Origin of the sequence: Flavobacterium marginilacus (genome assembly GCF_026870155.1) — a bacterium.
Taxonomy (GTDB): domain Bacteria; phylum Bacteroidota; class Bacteroidia; order Flavobacteriales; family Flavobacteriaceae; genus Flavobacterium; species Flavobacterium marginilacus.
The window spans coordinates 3,625,104-3,642,859 of sequence record NZ_CP113975.1 but is presented as its reverse complement, the minus strand read 5'-3'; the positions used below and the strand labels follow the sequence as shown (position 1 = coordinate 3,642,859).

Genomic DNA, 17,756 nt, shown 5'->3' with positions numbered 1-17,756 from the left:
GAATTGACATATCAGCAATAAATATTTTTTTTATTTTTTAAAAGAGTCTTTTTTTGTAATAAATATAGGGTTATACTTCATCTGAGTGATTATTTTAACAAAATATATGATTATTTTTAAATTTAGTTTATCTGATTGAGTATTGGTCACATTTTTAAAAGTAAGCAGGATATATGCTTAAAAAAAATTTCAATTAAATTAAATTTTGCTATTTTTGTGCCACTTTCGATCTGAAATAAATTCAGGATCCAGTCAAAACATAAATTATGAACATACACGAATATCAAGGAAAAGAGATTTTAGCTAGCTACGGAGTCCGCATTCAGCGCGGTATTGTAGCTAATAGTTCAGTAGAAGCTGTAGCTGCTGCAAAACAATTAACTACTGAAACTGGTACAAGCTGGTATGTGGTTAAAGCACAAATTCACGCAGGCGGCCGTGGAAAAGGCGGTGGAGTTAAACTTGCTAAAGGAATTGACAAAGTAGAAGGAATTGCAGAAGAAATCATCGGAATGCAGTTAATTACGCCACAGACTTCTGCTGAAGGAAAAAAAGTTCACAAAGTTTTAATTGCTGAGGATGTATATTATCCAGGTGAAAGCGAAACTTCTGAGTTTTATGTTTCTGTTCTTTTAAACAGAGCTACAGGACGCAACATGATTATGTATTCTACTGAAGGAGGTATGGATATCGAAGAAGTTGCAGAGCACACACCGCACTTAATTTTTACAGAAGAAATTGATCCAGCTGTTGGTTTGCAAGGTTTCCAAGCAAGAAGAATTGCTTTCAACTTAGGTCTTTCTGGAAATGCTTTCAAAGAAATGGTTAAATTCATTGATTCATTATACAATGCTTACATTGGTTCTGATGCTTCTATGTTTGAAATCAATCCAGTTTTAAAAACTTCTGATGATAAAATTTTAGCTGTTGATGCTAAAGTAAATATTGATGATAACGCTTTATTCAGACAAAAGAAATATGCTGATATGCGTGATATCCGTGAGGAAAATCCAATCGAGGTTGAAGCTAAAGAGGTAGGATTGAACTACGTAGATCTTGACGGAACAGTGGGATGTATGGTAAACGGTGCCGGTCTTGCAATGGCAACTATGGATTTGATTAAATATGCAGGTTTTGAACCAGCAAACTTCCTTGACGTCGGAGGAACTGCAGATGCAAAACGTGTTGAAACAGCTTTCCGTATTATCTTGAAAGATCAAAACGTAAAAGCAATTTTAATTAACATTTTTGGAGGAATCGTTCGTTGTGACCGTGTTGCTCAAGGTGTTGTTGATGCTTATAAAAACATGGGAGACGCTATTAAAGTGCCAATCATTGTTCGTCTGCAAGGTACAAATGCTGAAATAGCAAAAGAATTAATTGATAATTCTGGAATGCCGATTTTATCTGCTGTACAGTTTCAAGAAGCTGCTGATCAAGTTCAGGCTGCTCTATCTTAATTCAATAAGACAATTTATTATACTAAAAATCCTGAGTTTATGCTCAGGATTTTTTTTATGGAGTTAATGAATCTGCAGATTTTATGGTTTTAAAAAAAAATAGCGTCTTTAATTTTTTTGGTGATGCTTTTTAAGTAGTCTTTTGGGTATGTTCTTTCTCCCATAAACAAATCAGTCAGTGCTTCGGCTGCATATTGTCCGTATTTCATTAAAATAATATTTCTGAAGCTTTTTTTGCTGTAGAAATGGTAGGAGAGCACTTTGGCCTTTTCGATTTCAGGCAGAATGCCGGTTTTTAATTTTTCAGTATATAAAACTGCAGCTTTTTCGGGATCTAATTGACTTTCGATGATTGCTTCGGCTGCCTGTATGCCGCTTAAAATAGAATTTGAAATACCTTCTGCAACTAATGGATCGGCGAGACCCGCAGAATCTCCAGTTAAAAAAACATTTTTTTGAACAAAAAAATCTGTTCTAGGTGCTACGGGAATAACAAAACCATGTCCTTCTTCTTTAAGAATTTCGGTAATACCTAATCTTTTTAAATAGGCAGCATAATATTCTTTAAGGTTGATTTTTTTATTGGTTTTTATGACAACAGCAACGCCAATCGAAAGATGATTTTTTTTAGGAAAACACCATCCGTACCCATAAGGAATTGCATCAATATCAAAACGTGCATCATTTGACAATCGTTCAAAATCGGCTGCTGGAACTTCAACTTCATATTCTAATGCCGGAATTATTGTTCTTGTTTCTTTCCAACCCGCTATTTTTGCTATTGGGCTTAATGCGCCGTCTGCAGCGATAATAAATTTTGCAGTAACATCTCCTTCAGTTGTATGGATTGTCTGGGTTTCTCCAAATGTAATGTCTACTACTTTATGATTCTGTAATAAAGTGACTCCATTGTTTCTGGCTTTTTCAACAATTAAATTATCAAAAGCATCACGCATTACCATGCTGACGATTGGTTCTTTTCTTCTGGTTGTTATGCAGGGATGTTTTTGGGAAAAATAAGTGTCAATTGCATAGAATTCTTTCTCAACTACAGAAGATATGTCAAATGGCATCATTTTCAGCCCTCTAAAAACAAGACCTCCGCCACAAGTTTTATACCTTGGTAAGGTTTCTTTTTCTATAATTACTGTTGAAATTCCTGATTTGGATAATTCAAAAGCTGCCGATGCTCCTGAAGGACCACTGCCAATAATAGCTACATCAAATGATTTCATGAGTTTTTTAGCAAAACTAAATTAATATTTCGGAATCTTCAAAATTATCTGTTGTCTGCATTTTATAAATATCGTTTTACTTTCACTTCATAAGTATATCGAAGACGCATATAAAATAAAGTTATTGCAGGGTTTCAATTATGTCTCAGATATGGAATAACTTTACATAATATTAATTCAGCAAGAAATGAAACTTCATATCCAAAATACTTTTACAGCCGAACTGCCTGCCGATTCTAATGAAACCAATATTCCAAGACAGGTAGAAAAAGCCTGTTTTTCCTATGTACTGCCAAAACAGCCTTCAGATCCTTCTTTGATTCATGTATCAGAAGACGTGGCTGATTTGTTGGGAATGTCTCATGAAGATGTTTTATCAGAGGATTTTTTGAATGTTTTTTCAGGAAATAGTCTTTATCCGGAAACCCGACCATATGCTTTAGCTTATGCGGGGCATCAGTTTGGGAGTTGGGCTGGACAATTAGGTGACGGCCGCGCGATTAATCTAACCGAAGTGGTTTATAATGATAAATCATATACATTGCAGTTAAAAGGAGCAGGGCCAACGCCTTATTCCCGCACAGCAGATGGTTTTGCTGTACTGCGTTCTTCAATAAGGGAATATTTGTGTGCCGAAGCGATGTATTATCTAGGTGTGCCTACTACGCGTTCGCTTTCGCTGATGCTTTCAGGTGATCAGGTTTTACGTGATATTCTCTATAACGGAAATCCTGCTTACGAGAAAGGAGCTATTGTCTGCAGGGTTGCGCCTTCGTTTATTCGTTTTGGCAGTTTTGAATTATTTTATTCCCGAAATGATCGTGTTAATCTCAAATTACTGGCTGATTATACTATCAAACATCATTTTCCAGATATAAAAAGTGAAGGTGCGGAAAAGTATCTGGAATTTTTTAAAACGGTATCCAAAACTACGCGAGAGATGATTGTGCATTGGCAGAGAGTTGGTTTTGTTCACGGTGTAATGAATACTGATAATATGTCGATTCACGGATTAACTATAGATTATGGTCCTTATGGCTGGCTGGAAGATTACGACCCAAATTGGACTCCAAATACAACCGACAGACAGAATAAAAGATACCGCTTCGGTAATCAGCCTAATGTTGCTTTATGGAATTTATATCAATTGGCAAATGCTTTGTTTCCTTTGATAAACGATGCTAAACCGCTTGAGGAAATTTTAAAAGCTTTTAGCAGTGATTATGAAACAGAGTACTTGAATATGATGCGCAATAAACTCGGTTTTAGAATAATTAAGGATCAAGATGCTGTTCTAATTGAAAGTTTGACTGAACTGCTTCAATTGACAGAAACTGATATGACTATTTTCTTTAGAAATTTGGGTATTATTCTAAAAGAAGATTCAGATGTAATTGCTTTTGATAAAATAGCCGAAGCTTTTTACAATAAACAAAATCTTGAAGAATCTGTTTTGGATAACTGGAAAATCTGGCTTGGGCATTATAGCAGCAGAATAAATGAAGAAACGCTTACAGATGCTGAAAGAAAAGAGCAGATGAATTCAGTGAATCCTAAATATGTTTTGCGAAATTATATGGCTCAATTATGTATTGATGATGCCGATAAAGGTGATTATTCTTTACTGAATGAATTGTTTGAATTGCTAAAAAAGCCTTATGAAGAACAGCCGGAGAACCAAAAATGGTTTGCCAAAAGACCTGACTGGGCTAGGGATAAAGTAGGCTGTTCGATGTTGAGCTGCAGTTCTTAATTAGCTCTTGAGTGATATTACTGTAAACAAAAAATCCTAAGAAAACTTAGGATTTTTTGTTTTTGCCGAAATTGTATTTCACTTTTTCTACAACTGACGGTTTACCGTTACCTTTTGGGAATTGTTTTTTTGCTGGTTTTTTAACTGCAGAATTTAATTTTCCTGGAGCTTGATCAGCTCTTTCTTTTTCTGGGTCTTTGGTTTTTGGCTTAAACTCAGGTCTTTTGGAATCATTATTTTTTACAGGGATTTGCGCTTTGTGTTTGGCAATAACGTCATTCGGATTTTTTGGATTTTCTTTTGTTCCTCTCAAATGAATTACCAATCCGTTTAGGAAATTACGGAGTACCTGATCACCGCATTCCATATAGTTTTCATGTTTTTCATCACGGAAAAAAGCTCCCAATTCAGATTTTGAAATTCGGAAATCTACCAATTCTAAAATTTCCACTATTTGGTCATCACGGAGCATTAATGCTACCCGAAGCTTTTTGAATATATCGTTATTTGTCATTTTTGTATGTTTAAAGTGCAAAGATAAGCATTTGCTAATTACGATTTATGAATTAAGAATTACGATTCTCTGTTACTTAAAATAAATAATATTGTTAGTCTTGAAAATAAATTTTAATTCGATTATTTTTGACGGATAAAATGATATTGTCTTTAAAGATTATTTTGAACTATGAAGAAAATTGCACTAAGTTTTGTTCTCTTTTTTTGTTTATTGTCTGTACAAGCTCAGACTGGTCATGAGATTAAAATTAATTTGAAGAACTGTAAAGATACAGTAGCCTATCTGGCCTATTACCAATTTGATAAATTATATATTTCCGATACTTGCAAAAAAGTGATCAATGGAAATATTGTGTTTAAGGGAAAGAAAAATTTAGACAAAGGAGTCTACTTTTTACTCAGTCAGGAGAAAGGGAATTATTTTGATTTTATTATTGATGAGCAATCACAAAAACTGCAAATCACTTCTGATAAATCCAATTTACTCGAAAATCTGAAAGCCATTAATTCGAAACAAAATGAAAATTTCTTTAATTATATTCGTTTTGTATCTGCCAAAAATAAAGAATTCGACAGTTTTAAAAAATCAATAAAAGAGCAGAAAAAATCAGATTCTTCTGCAATTATAACTAAGGAATTCAAAGTCTTGAATGAGGCTATTGTAGAAACTGATTTGAATGTAATTACGCAAAACAAAGGAAATTATCTTTCTGAAATGATCAATTTAAAATCGGAGAAAACTGCAAAGGATATCCCGAAAGCTTCCAATGGCAGACCCGATAGTATTTATTCTTATAACTATTACAAAAAGCATTTTTGGCATGGAGTTAATTTTGAAGATGATGCGATGCTGAACAATCCTTTTTTTGCAAATAAAATAAAACAATATTTTAATAATGTTGTTGTTCAGAATCCCGATTCAATTTGTGTTGAGATTGATCGAATGATGCTCAAAACTAAGCAAGGCACTAAAATGAATATGTTTTTATTAGCTTATTTTACTTCGACTTATGAGATTCCAAAAATAATGGGAATGGACAAAGTGTTTGTTTACATGGTGGACAATTATTTTAAAACAGGCAAAGCCAAAGGTGTTTATGATGATAGTGTTATCAAAATTATTATAAACAGGGGTAATGTTCTAACACCGCTGCAGCTTGGGAAAACAGCTCCAGAGCTCTATATGATAGATATTCCTGGTCATGATAAAATTGCGAAAATGGGTTTTGATACAGCGAAAACCGGCGAAGAGATTACCAAAATTTATTATGCAAATAAAGAGGAAATCGAAAAAAACTATATGAGGTTATCCAGCGTAAAAGCAGATTATCTGATTCTTCTTTTTTGGGATGTAGACTGTAGTCACTGCCAAAAAGAAGTCCCTATAATATTGGAACTTTATCATGAATTATTGAAAGAAAAGAAAGATGTTAAGGTTTTTGGGGTTTATACGCAGAATGAATTTGATAAATATAAAAAATACATCATAGATAATAAAATCGACTGGATTAATGTGTATGACGGAGTTCATATTAATAACCTTAAAGATAAATATGATGTGGTGACAACGCCGGTGATTTATATTCTGGACAAAAATAAAGTTATAAAGGCCAAAGGAATTGGCGCTGAATCCATAAGAGGTATCATTAATCAAATGGAAAAAGAATATTCGAAAAAATAAGCTTTTTATTTAGAAGCCTGAAGAATTAATATCCAAGCCAAAGAACAGCATCGTCAAAATTATCACGCCATAATTTCTCGTTGTGATGGCCTCCTTTTACAATTACTTTTTTGTTGAGATGCAGACAGTAACAGCGGTTGGTGTTCAGTGATTTTTCGATGTAATTGAGGTCGGTTACCATACTGTCATCATCGCCTTCTGAATCACCGCAGAGCAAATAAATTTTAGCCTTAAGTTTTTTACTGTTTGTCATATAATTATTTATGTCTTTTCTGTTAATCCAAAAAGCGGGAGAAAAGACACCTGCTTTCCTGAAAACATCAGGATGTTTTATAACGGCATAAAATGAAACCAAACCACCCAAAGAGCTCCCCATAATTGTTGTGTTTTTAGCGTTAGGTTTCGTTCTGTATTTTTTGTCTATTTCAGGTTTTAGTGTGTTTACGATAAATTCAAGATATTTATCGGCATTTCCTCCGCCGTATTTTTCATTTTTGTAAGGAGTCAGTTCTTCGAGACGTTTTTCACCGCCGTTTTCGATTCCTACAACAATTACCTTGGCATTCAGACTGTCAAGTTTTTCGTCAACATTCCATTCTCCTGCAAATGAAGTTTTGGCGTCAAATAAATTTTGGGCATCATGCATGTAAATTACAGGATATTTTTTAGTTGAAGTTTCGTAGTTTTTTGGTAAATAAAGCCAAATCTTTCGGCTCGTTTTTAATTGGGGAGCTTCGATGGTAAAAGTAGAAATCTGCTTGGAAGCGGTACTTTCTTGAGCATCTGTTTTTCCTATAAATAAAAGAAACGGAATTAAGATAAATATTTTCAAGGCAAATATATTTTAGATTTAGAAAAAATGAATATTTTAGCTAAAAATACTAATTCGATGAATACTCAGGAAGAAAAAATGAAATTATTAGCAGATATGATTGCATTCTCGGTTGTTGACGGCAGACTGCATGAGAGAGAATATCAATTCGTCTGGATAGTAGCTCAGGAATTAGGAATTGAGAAAAATGAATTCAATGATCTGTTTCATCAAGAATTGCCTACAGGTGTTATTAAATCTGAATTTGAAAGGATTCAGCAATTTTACCGTCTGGCATTGCTGATGCATTGTGACGGAATTCTTCACCCAAAAGAGGAAGAAGCCATCCGTCAGATTGCAATTAATATGGGATTAAATCCAAGTGCTACAAACCGTATTTTGAAATTAATGAAAAATTCTCCTAACACTATGATTCCTGCTGAAGTACTGCTGGAACTCTTTCAGGAACAGCTTAATTGATTTTTGGCTTTAAGTAAAATATAAATGAAATCTTTAATGTGCTTTAAGGAACAATAATCCTCACGTTTTCATTTGTAACCACAACAAAATTATTTTCTAATTTATCAGCATAATTTGCTAATAATTTTGTCAGAACAATTATTTTTTGTTTGAAATTATTAGGCTGACATCTTATTAAGATGATTCCTTTGTGCTTTTTTTGGCTTTTAAAAATCATTTCTCCAAAATCTTTGTCAGAAGTAATTAAAATATAATTTTCTAAGATACTTTTTTGTAATAATTCCTCATCGGTAGCCCCTCTCCATTCATCGAATACGGAAAAAACTATGTGATTGTTGGATTTTAAATATTCTGAGACTGATGTTCCTACACATTCATCAATTAAAAAGCGCACTAGGAAGCAATTTTGTCTAAATCAAGAGTAGCAGTTTTTTCTAAAATGTTTTCAGCATATTGGAGACAGGCTAAAATTTGTTGTTTTTCTAATCCTTTGTATTCTTCTAAAATTTCAGGAATGCTGACATCTTGGGAAAGTAAAGAAATAATGTGCTCAACAGTAATTCTTGTTCCTTTTATGACAGGTTTTCCAAGCATTATTTTAGGGTTAATTTCAATAAGTTCCATGATTTTAGTGGTTTAAGAGAAACAAATTTACAATATTTAAAATGAAAAATCTAATTTCTGGGTTTGCTTTGATTTTTTAAATTTTATCTTGTAAAGCCTTAATCTCATCACGCAGTTTTGCTGCCTGCATAAAATCCAGATCTTTTGCTGCTTTTTCCATTGCTTTTCGCTTTTCGCGGATGAGTTTTTCTAAATCAGGTTTGGACATATAGGCGGTTTCCGGTTCGGCAGCAATATTCATAGTGTGTCCTAATTCGTATTCAGCCAATTTGTTGTTAGTGAAGGCATTTTCAATTTTTTTGTTCAATGCCTGCGGGACAATATTATTTTCTGTATTGAAATTGATTTGTTTGGTTCTTCTGTAACTAGTTTCGTCAATGGTTTTCTGCATGCTGGCAGTAATTTTATCCGCATACATAATTGCTTTTCCATTCAGGTTTCTCGCTGCACGGCCAATGGTCTGTGTTAACGAACGATGGCTTCTCAAAAATCCTTCTTTATCTGCATCGAGAATCGCAACTAGAGAAACTTCGGGCAAATCCAAACCTTCTCTTAATAAGTTGACACCAATCAAAACATCAAATATTCCTTTTCGTAAATCCTGCATGATTTCAATGCGTTCCAGCGTGTCAACATCCGAATGGATGTAACGGCAGCGAATACTAACTTTTGTTAAGTACTTGGCTAATTCTTCTGCCATTCTTTTGGTCAAAGTCGTTACTAGAACACGCTCGTCCAATTCACACCGCTGCTGAATTTCCTCAATCAGATCATCGATTTGATTCAAGCTCGGACGAATTTCAATAATTGGATCTAATAATCCAGTTGGGCGGATTACTTGCTCTACATACACGCCATCTGATTTTTGCAGTTCATAATCGGCTGGTGTTGCAGAAACATAAATAACCTGATTCTGCATGGCTTCGAACTCTTCAAATTTCAGCGGACGGTTGTCCATAGCTGCAGGCAGTCGAAAACCATATTCAACCAAATTTTCCTTACGGCTTCGGTCGCCTCCATACATAGCGTGCACTTGTGAAACCGTTACATGGCTTTCGTCAACAACCATGAGATAGTCATTAGGGAAATAATCTAATAAGCAAAAAGGACGGGTTCCTGCTTCTCTTCCGTCAAGGTAACGGGAATAATTCTCAATTCCTGAGCAATAACCTAATTCCCTAATCATTTCTAAGTCAAAATTAGTCCGTTCTTCTAATCGTTTGGCTTCAAGGTGCTTGCCTATTTCTTTGAAATAATCAACTTGTTTAACCAAATCCTGCTGGATTTCCCAAATAGCATTCTGCAGTACATCAGGCGAAGTGACAAACATATTGGCTGGGTAAATTGTCAGTTTTTCGTATCTTTCAATAACTTTGGATGTCTTTACATCAAAGCTTTCTATTTCTTCTATTTCATCTCCAAAAAAATGAATCCGGAATCCATCATCAGCATAACTTGGATAGACTTCGACCGTGTCACCTTTAATGCGGAAATTACCGGGCGTAAAATCGGCTTCGGTTCTGGAGTATAAACTTTGCACTAAACTATGCAGTAATTTGGTTCTCGAAATAACCTGATCGCGCTCAATCGCAATTACATTTTTTTGAAATTCAACAGGATTTCCAATACCATACAGACAGGAAACTGATGCGACAACTAAAATATCGCGTCGGCCTGAAAGCAGAGAAGAAGTGGTGCTCAAACGCATTTTTTCAAGCTCTTCATTAATGGATAAATCTTTTTCGATGAAAACACCCGTAACAGGCATAAAAGCCTCTGGCTGGTAATAATCGTAATAAGAAACGAAATATTCTACCGCATTATTGGGGAAAAATTGTTTGAATTCGGAATACAGCTGTGCCGCCAAGGTTTTATTGTGTGCCAAAACCAAAGTAGGACGCTGCACTTCCTGAATTACATTAGCGACAGTGAACGTTTTTCCTGAACCTGTAACTCCAAGTAAAGTTTGGAATTGTTCGCCTGCCTCAATACCTTGAGTTAATTTCTCAATGGCTTGCGGCTGGTCGCCTTTTGGCTTATAATCGGATATGACTTGAAAATTCATGTTTTAGAGTCTATGATACTGAACCGTAAAGATACAAAGTAAATAGGCTGCTGAAATCCTAAAATTTCCAGGCTTTTTGCTGTGCTTCATTCATAAAGGTCCAAGCAACGAAACGGCTTGTTTTTTGCCCTTGCGCCATTTCTATGGTTTTATGAATAGCTCCTACATGATTTAAAGTTTTGTATATTGTATTCAGATTGGACTGCTTGGAGACTAAAGTTGTAAACCAAAGACACTGCATCGGATATTTGACACTTTCAAAAATCATTTGTTTGACAAAACCCAATTCACCGCCTTCGCACCACAATTCAGCATTATGTCCGCCAAAGTTGAGAACTGGTTTAACTTCGTTCCGTTCGGCTCTGCCTCTGGTCATTGTTTTGGAAGCATTTGATGCCAGATTATTTACTTTACGGAGATTATTTTTTGCAGCTTCTTCCGATGAGGAATGGAAAGGCGGATTGCAGATAGTAAACGTAAAACGGTCTTCGGGAGTTATTATATTTTTGAAAATAAAACGGGAATTTACCTGTAACTGCAGACTGACAGCTTCGGTTAATTTTGGATTTTGACCAATGATTTTTTTGCAGTTTTGAAGTGCATTTTCATCAATGTCTGTTCCTACGAATGACCAGCCGTAAATAGAGTTCCCGAGAATCGGATAAATACAGTTGGCACCAATACCAACATCGAGTCCCATAACGTTTTCTCCTTCCGGAATGTCACCATTGTTTGCCGTTGCCAATAAATCGGCGAGAAAATGAATATAATCAGCTCTTCCAGGAATGGGAGGACAAAGGAAATTTGCTGGAATATCCCAGTTTTGTATGTCGTAATTGGTAATAAGTAAAGCATTGTTAAGTGCTTTTACTGCATCAGGATTACTGAAATCAATTGTTTGCTTCGTCTGTTCACTATCGCTCGAGCCGGTGCTGTGTTCGTTGACGAAAACAAATTCGCTTAATTCGGGGTAATTTAGCGTCAATAGTTTAAAGTCGTATCCAAATCGGTGGAGATTTCTTGGGTGCAGTGTTGTCTTTTCGGTATTCTTTGTAGGTTTCATTATTCTAAATTTCGCTGCAAAGATAGTCATTACTTTTTTTAAATTGCTATTACGCTTATTTATAGTGGTTTATTTGAGGAGTTAAAGAGAATACTAACTTTATTTACTCTTTCTTCAATTTTTCCCGGTTCTTTTTATATTATGAGTATTACTTATAGTAGTTGGCAGTAGGCTTTTCTCAGCTTTCCATTGTCATATAGTCTAATTGCCCATGCTCGTCAGTTTTTATTACAACTAAATAGTCGGTCAATTTGCGTCCAATTGTGTAATCAAATATTGCAAAATTATCTTCATCGTGAGGATAAAGTCCAACTCTTACTAACTTCAATTTTGTTAAAAGCTGCAGTTCGGGTTCAGTTGATACGTCGTCAAAGTTTATAACCTGAACTCGATTAATAAAATACAGCCAATTGGTTAGTTTTAATCGTTTCGTATTTCAAAGAAGGTTTTTTAGGCAGAAAATTATAAGCAATTATTCCAGCGATAAGATTTGACAAAAAGTTGGTAAATGAACGATGTCTAGAATGTTCAACTTGGCAAATATTTTTAAGTTCATCGTTAACCGTTTCTATTATTGAACGTTTACGGAGTAAAATTTTATCACTCATTTCCATCAAACTATTTTTCATATTATTTCGAATACTTGTAATTAATTGGATTCCATCAACAAATAATAATTGAGAGAGTTTCTCGCTTATATATCCTTTATCACCAAATAGTTTTCCGAAAATAGCATTCAAAAAGCCCTCATTTTTCAGTGGCTCTCTATCATCTACGTTGGCTTGAGTTACAGCAAAACTTAACAATTCTCCTTTGTCATTAATGATGATGTGGAGTTTAAACCCATGAAACCAGCCCATTGTAGATTTCCCTGTAGTGGCAATACCTTTAAAAACTTTGTTTCTACTGATTCGTTTGTTTTTACAAACTCTAATTGGTGTTGAGTCTACAAACGAAATGCCTGTGCAATTGCCTAAGCAACAGGTTTTGGCAAAAATTGTCATTGGCAAAAGAACACTTTGCATTAGTTCTAAAAAGCGATTATAAGAAACTGTATTAGGAAATTCATTTTGCATATGCTTTTGGACATAAAAAATGTAATAATGCTTGAAACAGCGAAAACCACTCAAATGAAAAAGTAAATAAATTGTAATTACTTCTGATTTTGACATAATCGAAGGACGTTTGGAAGGTTTTCCTAGCAGAAAAGACTGTGTGGTTTTATCAAAATCTTTGCAAAATTCATCAACAATAGAAAAAATATCTGTAATTTTATCAAAACAAATCATAAGGTAGAGTTTAGTTAAATATTTAATTGTCAGAAATTTAAATATACTAAATTTTACCTTTTTCTACAAAATTTTCAACCAAAATTATTAATCGAGTTCAGGTTTATAAGTATTGAAATATCATCTTTACTAATTTCTTCAAGATGATGTTCTAAATAAAATTTTATCGTGTCACCATCTTCGTCATTGTAGTCATTACGAATGTATATTTTATTTAGCTTGTCAAATTTATCAATATCACCAATAAAGTTTTTTACTTTATTCATTGTTGATGAATCAATAGTTTTGTCTTCAAAATTTAGGTCTATCTGAATTTTGTTTCCGTTGAATTCAATGTCAACATCATAATATTCTTTTAATTTTTCTGTTAGTAATTTTCCAAAATATGGTAATGTATATTCTGCCATTTTGTTAATGTTCTTTTTATTAGATGCCATCTGTTGAAACTTACTGTAATCTTTTACATTTTCACTGCTTTTTAGGTGATACCTAACAAATATATAAAAAAACACTACTTTTATTACAAATTATGAAATGATTCTAATCAAAACATTCCATCAATAGTAAATCGCCATCAGTGTGGCTGATGGTAACAATTCCGTCATTGGCAACGGCATTACTGCTTCCGGTTCTGTATCCCATGGTCAGAGTGTCATTTTCCAATTGATAAACCAGGTTTTCAGAATATATTCCGTTTGCAGTTCCAATAGGAATTAACGAAATTGGCGTTCCGGCGGTGTACCATTTTTCGAATTTGCTGGGTAGCAAAAATATTTTGGAATGGTCGTCGAGTATGACAATTTTAATCAGATTGCGATAACGGACAATATTGGTAAGATTGGTAATAGTGTGATCGGCTCTTCTGCCAGTGGCCCAAATAATGTTTACAGCTGGAATTTTTCTTTCGATTAAATAATCCAGCGCTTTTTCTAAATCGGTTTTGGTTTGATCTGGAGTGTAGACAATTTCCAGCGGAAACTGCTTTTCTTTATAGTACTCGGGGTCAAATCCCCTGTCAAAATCACCCAACAACACATCTACTTTTATGCCCAGTTCCATAACGCGCTCAATAGCAGAGTCGAGTACAATTACCAGTGGAGACCATTCAAGCAGCTGTCCCAGTAACTCGGGATGGCAGGCGGCTCCGTTGGCAATTATCAAAGCGGGTTCTTGGTCGTCGCGGACGATATGGTGTGAGGACATTTGATTTTAGATTTTAGAATGCAGATTTTTGATTTCAGAATATAGAATATAGATTTTTTGAATTCTACCTAGATTTTCTGTAAAGTTATGAAATATCTAAAATCTAAAATTGTTAATCTTCAGTCTTAAATGGATAGCTGGATCAGCTACTGAATTGTATAAGTGTCTGAATCTATTTCGCCGAGATGGAAGAAGCCTAACGGATAATCATCGGGATTGGTTTTGTTTACGATATTTCCTCTCAGGGTTGCCGGTGCAGTGGCAAATGGACTGCCGGTATCACTGCCCGCAATGCTGAGTAGTTTACTCATGTAATTGCTGTATTTTTCGGTGATTCCCTGCAGGCTGAACTGAATTTCGTCACCTTTTTTGAGTTTATCGTCTCTGTAGAATGCAAACATTTGATTGCCTTGATAAAATTCGTCGTTAATAACACCGTATTCAGGATAAGCAATATTTTTGTTTTTTGCACCTATCAGGTAAAAATTCTCTTCGGATCCATTGTCCTGAAAATAGAATTTGATTTCATATACGTCTTTACCTTCGATTCCTGGTTTTAAAGCCTGCTCAGTTTCTGTAATGACAGGACTGGCCATAAAAGTAGAGCTTGAAGTAAATGTCTGTCCTTTGTAGGTTATGTTAAGGGCATACTCATTTCCGATAACCGGCTTGAAATTATTGCAAGTGTATTCTCCGGTCTGTCCGTCTTCGATGAATTGGAAAACGGCAGGTGTACTCATTGTAGTGTTGGTTACTGTGACTACAGCTCCTGTGGCAGCTGGGATTGTTGTAGAATAATAATCGGTTGTGGTTGTTAATTTGATTTTCTGGACATTTCCCGTTGTTTCTTTTTCCCATTTGATAGAAGCATCTATAACTAATTTTGGCGCGGCAGTTTCTAAATCTACATTGACTACATCTTCGCAGCTGATTATTGATAATGAAGCTATTAAAAGGGTTATGTATAGTTTAATGTTTTTCATCGTGTTAAAATTTAAAGTTATAAGAAACTGAAGGAACAGCTCCAAAAATAGATAGTTTTACAGCTTCGTTTGCACCAGTATCTGCGTTTTCTCTAAAGCTGATTGAAGCGGCATTTTTTCGGTTGTAAATATTATAGATGCTAAAAACCCATTCGCCCTGCCAGCCTTTATTTTTGTATGGTTTTGGAATGTAAGTCGCCGAAATATCTAAGTGATGATAGATAGGAAGGCTGTTTCTGTTTCGCTCTCCATAGCTTGGTATCGTAATGCCTTGGTAAACATATTGTCCGTTTGGAAAGTTTGTAGGCTGTCCAGACTGTAAGGTAAAATTACCGCCAAAATTCCATTTTTGATTTAAAGTGTAATTTGCCGTTGCAGCTATGTTGTGAAGTTTGTCATAAGCTGAACGGTACCATTGGCCATTGTTGATTCCAATTTCGTCCGAGGTTCTTCCTGGAGTTCTCTGCTGTGATTTGGAAATTGTGTAGGCAATCCAGCCATTTAACTTTCCTGAATTTTTTCGCAGTAATACTTCTAAACCATAGGAGCGCATTTCTCCGTTAAGGATTACCTGTTCGATGGCTTCATTGGCAACTAAATCGGCTCCGTCAATATAATCCATTCTGTTTTTAATTTTTTTATAGAAACTTTCTAATTCTAAGGTGTATAAATTATCTTTAAAATTATTGAAATAGCCAATAGCTACTTGGTCGGCAATCTGAGGTTTGATGTAATTATCACTTGGTGTCCAGACATCGAGCGGGGTTGGGGAAGCAGTGTTAGAAACCAACTGCAGGTACTGTACCATGCGGTTATAACTTGCTTTTACCGATTGGTTTTTGTTTAATTCGTATGCTGCCGAAAGGCGTGGTTCGAAATAATTGTAAGTAGCTATAGATTGATTCTTTTTGTATGAAGTAGTTCCGATAGGTGTTGCTTTTTCATAAATTTTTAAATCTGAATCGTAAGCTACCGGCTGGTTATTCTCGTATTGATTGACAGTGGAATTTCCGAGTCTGTTAAAAATACTGAAACGGGCACCATAATTGATGGCAAGTTTATCAGTTAGAATCTGTTCCGCTTCTGCGTAAATTCCATTTTCAAAAGCGTATTTTTTTTCTAACTGCTTAAAGTTGATGGTAGAATCGGGACTGCTAGGATCTATTGTTCCCGGATTGAAGTTGTAGTAGGTGGAGTTGAATCCGTAGTTTAGTTTTATATTATTGGATATATAATGTTTGAAATCGTATTTCAGATTGTAATTTTTGATTCCGGAATCCCAATTAAATCCAAGAAAATCAAGTGTTAATCCATAATAGTAATTGCTGTAGATAAACGATAAGTTAGAAAATAATTTTTCGCTGAAAAGATGATTCCATCTTAGGTTTAATGTTGCATTACCATATGTATTGGCAAAAGTTTCGTTTAAAGAAAATACATCCCGGCCAAAATACCCAGAAAGATATAAACTGTTGTTTGGGTCGAATTTATAGTTAAGCTTAGTATTTAAATCATAAAAATAAGCTGAGTTGTCATTATTGGCTAATTTTAGAAAGAGATGCGCGTAAGAAGCACGGCCTCCAACCAGAAATGATCCTTTGTCTTTTACGATTGGACCTTCAGCAAGAATTCGGCTGGTAATTAATCCAATTCCTCCATTCATGTGGAAATCATTACTGTTTCCATCTTTTTGATAAATGTCCAAAACCGATGATGCTCTTCCTCCATATTTAGAAGGAATTCCGCCTTTGTATAATTTTAAATCCTTGATAGCGTCAGGATTGAAAACAGAGAAAAAACCAAAAACGTGAGAGGAATTAAAAATAGTGGCTTCGTCTAAGAGAATTAAATTTTGATCGGCACCACCGCCACGAACATTAAATCCAGACTGGCCTTCACCTGCATTAGTAACACCCGGCAGAAACAAAATAGATTTGATAACATCTACTTCTCCCATAACAACAGGCATTTTTTTAATTGCCGAAATAGACAGTTTGTTAACGCTCATTTCTGGTTTTCTAATGTTGGCAGTATTTTTTTCGGTACTAATTACTACTTCTTTCAGCTCCTGCCCAGATTCACTAAGAGAATAACTTTTTTTTGTGTTTTTAACTAATGAGATTTTTTCTGATATACTTTCAAAACCAACATAACTAATGCTGATTTCATATTCTCCTTTTGGCAGGGTGATTGAATAAAACCCATATTCATTGGTGGTAGTGGCTATTTTTAATTCAGGGACAGCTACGTTTACTCCAATTAGAGTTTCGTTGCTTTTGGTATCCGAAATGGTTCCGCTAATTGTGAATTTTTGTTTGTTAGAGTCGCTATTGTTCTTTTCTTGCGAAAAAACAGTAAAAGAAATCAATAGGAGCAGGGGAATGGAAATAAATTTCTTAAAAATCATCGTTTTGGTTTTGATTTTGCAAATGTCAATAAATTGAGGTTCAATTCGTACATTTAATATGTTAATCTATCGTTAATAACGTTTTCTTGCATATTTTATAAATAGTAAAAGCCATTTGAAGAAACTTTTGGTTTCAATCAAATGGCTGATAAATAGTACTGCTGTTATTTGGGGTTATTGGTCTCA

The 17,756-nt window shown here is 34.7% G+C and carries 17 protein-coding genes; 4 read left to right on the top strand and 13 right to left on the bottom strand.

Annotated elements, in window-relative coordinates; all coding sequences use genetic code 11:
- The first annotated feature begins 266 nt into the window (after nucleotides 1-266).
- A complete protein-coding gene (gene sucC / locus OZP07_RS15010) occupies nucleotides 267-1,460 on the top strand; it encodes an ADP-forming succinate--CoA ligase subunit beta (RefSeq protein WP_194639551.1) in 1,194 nt (397 codons plus the stop codon).
- Between the two features lie 89 nt (nucleotides 1,461-1,549).
- Here the strand turns inward: sucC and OZP07_RS15005 are convergent, their stop codons facing one another.
- Entirely contained in the window at nucleotides 1,550-2,695 is a 1,146-nt protein-coding gene (locus OZP07_RS15005) for a geranylgeranyl reductase family protein (protein WP_281635730.1), read from the bottom strand.
- Between the two features lie 187 nt (nucleotides 2,696-2,882).
- On the opposite strand from OZP07_RS15005, the gene OZP07_RS15000 reads away from it, so the two are divergent.
- Nucleotides 2,883-4,448 (top strand): protein adenylyltransferase SelO, encoded by a 1,566-nt coding sequence (locus OZP07_RS15000; protein ID WP_281635729.1) that lies wholly within the window; start codon nucleotides 2,883-2,885, stop codon nucleotides 4,446-4,448.
- A gap of 46 nt (nucleotides 4,449-4,494) precedes the next feature.
- On the opposite strand, the gene OZP07_RS14995 is transcribed toward OZP07_RS15000, so the two are convergent.
- Entirely contained in the window at nucleotides 4,495-4,962 is a 468-nt protein-coding gene (locus tag OZP07_RS14995) for a DUF1456 family protein (RefSeq protein WP_281635728.1), read from the bottom strand.
- A gap of 171 nt (nucleotides 4,963-5,133) precedes the next feature.
- On the opposite strand from OZP07_RS14995, the gene OZP07_RS14990 reads away from it, so the two are divergent.
- Complete coding sequence (locus OZP07_RS14990) at nucleotides 5,134-6,645, top strand: thioredoxin-like domain-containing protein (protein WP_281635727.1); 1,512 nt, start codon at nucleotides 5,134-5,136, stop codon at nucleotides 6,643-6,645.
- Nucleotides 6,646-6,670: 25 nt separating this feature from the next.
- Here the strand turns inward: OZP07_RS14990 and OZP07_RS14985 are convergent, their stop codons facing one another.
- The gene (locus OZP07_RS14985; protein ID WP_281635726.1) at nucleotides 6,671-7,477 is read right to left on the bottom strand and encodes an alpha/beta hydrolase; all 807 of its coding nucleotides are present in this window, start codon (nucleotides 7,475-7,477) and stop codon (nucleotides 6,671-6,673) included.
- Nucleotides 7,478-7,504: 27 nt separating this feature from the next.
- Between OZP07_RS14985 and OZP07_RS14980 the strand changes: the two genes are divergently transcribed.
- A complete protein-coding gene (locus tag OZP07_RS14980) occupies nucleotides 7,505-7,936 on the top strand; it encodes a TerB family tellurite resistance protein (protein ID WP_194639539.1) in 432 nt (143 codons plus the stop codon).
- Nucleotides 7,937-7,979: 43 nt separating this feature from the next.
- Here OZP07_RS14980 and OZP07_RS14975 read toward each other — a convergent pair whose 3' ends face one another.
- From OZP07_RS14975 to OZP07_RS14930, 10 genes are all read right to left on the bottom strand, one after another.
- On the bottom strand, nucleotides 7,980-8,330 hold the full coding sequence (locus OZP07_RS14975; RefSeq protein ID WP_281635725.1) for a DUF5615 family PIN-like protein: 351 nt from the start codon (nucleotides 8,328-8,330) through the stop codon (nucleotides 7,980-7,982).
- Nucleotides 8,330-8,560, bottom strand: a complete 231-nt coding sequence (locus tag OZP07_RS14970; protein WP_281635724.1) for a DUF433 domain-containing protein — start codon at nucleotides 8,558-8,560, stop codon at nucleotides 8,330-8,332. Before OZP07_RS14970 ends, OZP07_RS14975 begins: the two co-directional genes overlap by 1 nt.
- Nucleotides 8,561-8,636: 76 nt before the next feature.
- Nucleotides 8,637-10,625: an excinuclease ABC subunit UvrB gene (uvrB, locus tag OZP07_RS14965; protein ID WP_281635723.1), complete on the bottom strand. Its 1,989-nt coding sequence runs from the start codon at nucleotides 10,623-10,625 to the stop codon at nucleotides 8,637-8,639.
- Nucleotides 10,626-10,683: 58 nt separating this feature from the next.
- On the bottom strand, nucleotides 10,684-11,688 hold the full coding sequence (gene rlmF / locus OZP07_RS14960) for a 23S rRNA (adenine(1618)-N(6))-methyltransferase RlmF (RefSeq protein WP_281638482.1): 1,005 nt from the start codon (nucleotides 11,686-11,688) through the stop codon (nucleotides 10,684-10,686).
- Between the two features lie 178 nt (nucleotides 11,689-11,866).
- Nucleotides 11,867-12,016 carry a DUF2004 domain-containing protein gene (locus OZP07_RS14955; RefSeq protein ID WP_281635722.1) on the bottom strand — a complete coding sequence of 50 codons (150 nt, stop codon included), beginning with the start codon at nucleotides 12,014-12,016 and terminating at the stop codon, nucleotides 11,867-11,869.
- A 64-nt stretch (nucleotides 12,017-12,080) separates the two neighbouring features.
- Nucleotides 12,081-12,977, bottom strand: a complete 897-nt coding sequence (locus OZP07_RS14950) for an IS982 family transposase (protein WP_281635207.1) — start codon at nucleotides 12,975-12,977, stop codon at nucleotides 12,081-12,083.
- Between the two features lie 74 nt (nucleotides 12,978-13,051).
- Nucleotides 13,052-13,384 carry a hypothetical protein gene (locus OZP07_RS14945; RefSeq protein WP_281635721.1) on the bottom strand — a complete coding sequence of 111 codons (333 nt, stop codon included), beginning with the start codon at nucleotides 13,382-13,384 and terminating at the stop codon, nucleotides 13,052-13,054.
- Between the two features lie 133 nt (nucleotides 13,385-13,517).
- Nucleotides 13,518-14,180 (bottom strand): thiamine diphosphokinase, encoded by a 663-nt coding sequence (locus OZP07_RS14940; protein WP_281635720.1) that lies wholly within the window; start codon nucleotides 14,178-14,180, stop codon nucleotides 13,518-13,520.
- Between the two features lie 146 nt (nucleotides 14,181-14,326).
- Nucleotides 14,327-15,163, bottom strand: coding sequence for a DUF4249 family protein (locus tag OZP07_RS14935; RefSeq protein WP_281635719.1), 837 nt, complete (start codon nucleotides 15,161-15,163; stop codon nucleotides 14,327-14,329).
- Nucleotides 15,164-15,167: 4 nt separating this feature from the next.
- Entirely contained in the window at nucleotides 15,168-17,570 is a 2,403-nt protein-coding gene (locus OZP07_RS14930; RefSeq protein ID WP_281635718.1) for a TonB-dependent receptor, read from the bottom strand.
- Nucleotides 17,571-17,756 lie beyond the last annotated feature (186 nt).